This is a genomic window from Propionibacterium australiense (assembly GCF_003666605.1).
Classification (GTDB): domain Bacteria; phylum Actinomycetota; class Actinomycetes; order Propionibacteriales; family Propionibacteriaceae; genus Propionibacterium; species Propionibacterium australiense.
In genome coordinates this window covers 1-2,682 of record NZ_RCIV01000046.1, presented here as the reverse complement: position 1 = coordinate 2,682, position 2,682 = coordinate 1, and the positions used below count along the sequence as shown (strand labels likewise).

The following is a 2,682-nucleotide window of genomic DNA, read 5'->3' as shown; positions in this document are numbered from 1 at the left end:
TCTTGCCGCCGTACGCGCCCGATCACAACCCGGTCGAGCACGTCTGGGGCACCGCTAAAAACAATATTGCGAACATCCAGCACCAGACCCCCGAGCAGACCTTCGGGGCATTCGCCTCGTACATCACCGGACGCACCTTCGACTACGACTTCGAACACCTCCCCAAACCCCAACCAGAAACCGATCTTGTTTCATGACGGCCATAGTTTAGTGAGAACAATTCGCTGGCTATACGATGGCATGGGCAACTTCAATGATGCGATAATCTGCAAAACGACGTGGTGGACAGACAGGCGACCGATGAGTTCGACAAATTACGAGACAGTGAAGCTTATTCACAGGAACCTTCCCAGCGGTGTTGCCCCTTGTCACGCGGGCATCCATCGGTGTTATGAATAAGCCTCAGTTTATTCGAAACCGCAAGAAATCTTCTCTGAAAATGGCTTCTCTCATCTTTCCCAGCAATAGAAGCCGGTTGACGGTCATTGAAGATGTCGACAGAGGTGGATTCGTCACACAAGTACGCCGAGAAGTCGACGCCTCTCAACTCTTGAATGAACTGAGACACAATATCGCAAGCCAGAAGGGCTATGCGGAGATCAGTCATTGCTCATGTGCTTACCCCTGCCTGTGCCTCAGTTATGCAAACGGGTTGGGCGTAATTCAGGCTTTCCCCAGCACCGAGAGATCATTGATCTTGATGGGGTCAGGGTTGTTTGCGCCAAGCGAAACCATCGATCTACCTGTCATGGGCGAACCAATACCATTCACAGGAAATTTCGTTCGGGATACAGAATCAATACTGAAGGCTGTTGGAAACTTTGCCACGAATTGTACTCTTGATGCTATTGGGGAATGGCATGAGCTGTAGTTGAAGGCCACCTGGGAATCAGAGCAACACGGAAGCACATCAGGCATGTCAGAACACAGAGGGATGATTTATGGCCCCTGAAAATATCAAGAGACAGAGCGGCCGAAAAACAACTCGGCGCGGACGCAGCGCAACCACTCCCCACGACGGCGATGTCTTCGTCATCCCGATAGGAAGCGAGAAGGCTTATCTTGGCCAAGTGATCGCCACTCCGAATTACGTGGAAACCTATATTGTGATATTCGATCTGCTGATCAGCGAAAAGGATGCCTCGCAATACATAGATGAAGCACTGGCATCGTCTCCGCTCTTGGCTGGATTGGCCATCTGCCCATTCAAGGTATCCACTTGGGAGATAATAACCAATCGCCAACTGACCAGCCAGGATGCGGACCGCTTCCTGCCTGCTTATTTCGCACGTGTGCGGGGCAAGGGGATCGTGGAGGACTTCTATGGCGAAAGAAGTCGCCCCGCATCGTCAGATGAAGCAGCCGCAGCATATGACGAAATCATGAACAGGAAAAACGGTTTACAAAGAGGCAAATCAATTACCCTACGAAGAAGTACTTCAGCGGCAACCTTCGAAGCGGCACTGAGAGCGATTAATGGACTGGAACCTTGAAATGACAATTTCGCATACTTGTATGCAGACCGGGTTGTGCTTGCGCGGGATGTCTTCAGACCACGGTTTCGCGACGGCTTCGGATCAAGACTTGGCAGGCTGCCATTCGACGTTGCTTCAGCTATTCATCGGCGCTTCTCGGGGTCGCACCCAAACTGATTTTGCAAGCACTGAACCAGTACTGCAAGGGAAGGGATGCTCATGGTGATTCGCGATCTGCTCAGCCATCCAACACGACTGTCGATGATCGACGCCCCGACCATAACCGATATAAATCCATTCGAGTTTGAGGACTCACTGCTTGAGGCCGAATTCCTTGACGTCTTGATCGACTCACGAAGACAGACCGTCGGCGTCCTACTCGAGTTCCGGACAGCGCTACAGTTCGACAACGGGATAGCAGGGTTGTATGTAGCTCGCGGCACAAGGGATCTTTCATGGCACAGCGACCTGTCCAGACGAGATGGGATTCGAGCATTCCCTATCGAAAAATCGCAGGCAGTGAAACGTGGAACCGATGTGGAGTTCATCTTTTCAGCAATGTGGGATCTGTCGCTGTCCGTACTCTCCGAGGAAGCCGAGTTCGCCGTTCTCGATGTTCCCGGCATGACAATAACTCAACCGGATTACACAGAGCCAGACATACCAGCCATCGAGGCTGCCCTACCCGCCTGGACCTCACCGTGCCGTGTGGTCGAGAAAGCCTCTTGGAGAGGTTTCAATGTCCAACAATGATCCCGTTCATAGCCCCAACTCCGCCATGATGAATGAACTACTGCTCAAAGATCTTCTGCGAGCACCAGAGGGAGGTCCTGGCGGCGTTACCTCCGTCGATCCCCTGTCCGACCCGCTCAGAACACCGGATGCCTTGGCCGAGACGGAGCTCATGGACATCATGGTGGATGTCCGCCGTGAATGCATGGCCATGCTCTTCTATCTCGGCGGCGCTCTGCAAATCGACATTGGGGTTGGAGCAGTCTATGTGGCTCGAGGACTCAAGAGTTACACCATCGACGGATTCGAGGGGACCGGCAGCAGGGGTATCGGCGTGCACACCATAGGGGCTCATCTCAATCGAGGGTGTAGGAGTTGGGGTCTGAATCCGCCGGTTTCGAGGAGGCTGCGTGTGATGTAGTTGGTGAGGTTGCGGAAGCCGAGGGCGGTGCCGCGGAGGTGTTCGAGTCGTCCG

At 53.3% G+C, this 2,682-nt stretch carries 4 protein-coding genes and 1 pseudogene; 4 read left to right on the top strand and 1 reads right to left on the bottom strand.

The window, feature by feature from the left end; translation table 11 throughout:
* Positions 1-197 (top strand): annotated as a pseudogene (locus D9T14_RS13785) (hypothetical protein); the annotation flags it as partial.
* A 466-nt stretch (positions 198-663) separates the two neighbouring features.
* Here D9T14_RS13785 and D9T14_RS13780 read toward each other — a convergent pair.
* Positions 664-828 carry a hypothetical protein gene (locus tag D9T14_RS13780; protein ID WP_170175654.1) on the bottom strand — a complete coding sequence of 55 codons (165 nt, stop codon included), beginning with the start codon at positions 826-828 and terminating at the stop codon, positions 664-666.
* Positions 829-941: 113 nt separating this feature from the next.
* Here D9T14_RS13780 and D9T14_RS13100 point away from each other — a divergent pair, with 113 nt between their 5' ends.
* The 3 genes from D9T14_RS13100 (at position 942) to D9T14_RS13775 (ending at position 2,628) form a co-directional block, all read left to right on the top strand.
* Positions 942-1,493, top strand: a complete 552-nt coding sequence (locus tag D9T14_RS13100; RefSeq protein WP_119162940.1) for an Imm26 family immunity protein — start codon at positions 942-944, stop codon at positions 1,491-1,493.
* Positions 1,494-1,694: 201 nt separating this feature from the next.
* Positions 1,695-2,228: a hypothetical protein gene (locus D9T14_RS13505; RefSeq protein ID WP_126464176.1), complete on the top strand. Its 534-nt coding sequence runs from the start codon at positions 1,695-1,697 to the stop codon at positions 2,226-2,228.
* Complete coding sequence (locus tag D9T14_RS13775; protein ID WP_183085921.1) at positions 2,215-2,628, top strand: hypothetical protein; 414 nt, start codon at positions 2,215-2,217, stop codon at positions 2,626-2,628. The genes D9T14_RS13505 and D9T14_RS13775 overlap by 14 nt, the downstream gene beginning before the upstream one ends.
* Positions 2,629-2,682: the final 54 nt, after the last annotated feature.

Bases quoted from the DNA above. Each gene is read 5' to 3' on its own strand.
- D9T14_RS13100 (WP_119162940.1), top strand. From the start codon at position 942: ATGGCCCCTGAAAATATCAAGAGACAGAGCGGCCGAAAAACAACTCGG.
- D9T14_RS13505 (WP_126464176.1), top strand. From the start codon at position 1,695: ATGGTGATTCGCGATCTGCTCAGCCATCCAACACGACTGTCGATGATC.
- D9T14_RS13775 (WP_183085921.1), top strand. From the start codon at position 2,215: ATGTCCAACAATGATCCCGTTCATAGCCCCAACTCCGCCATGATGAAT.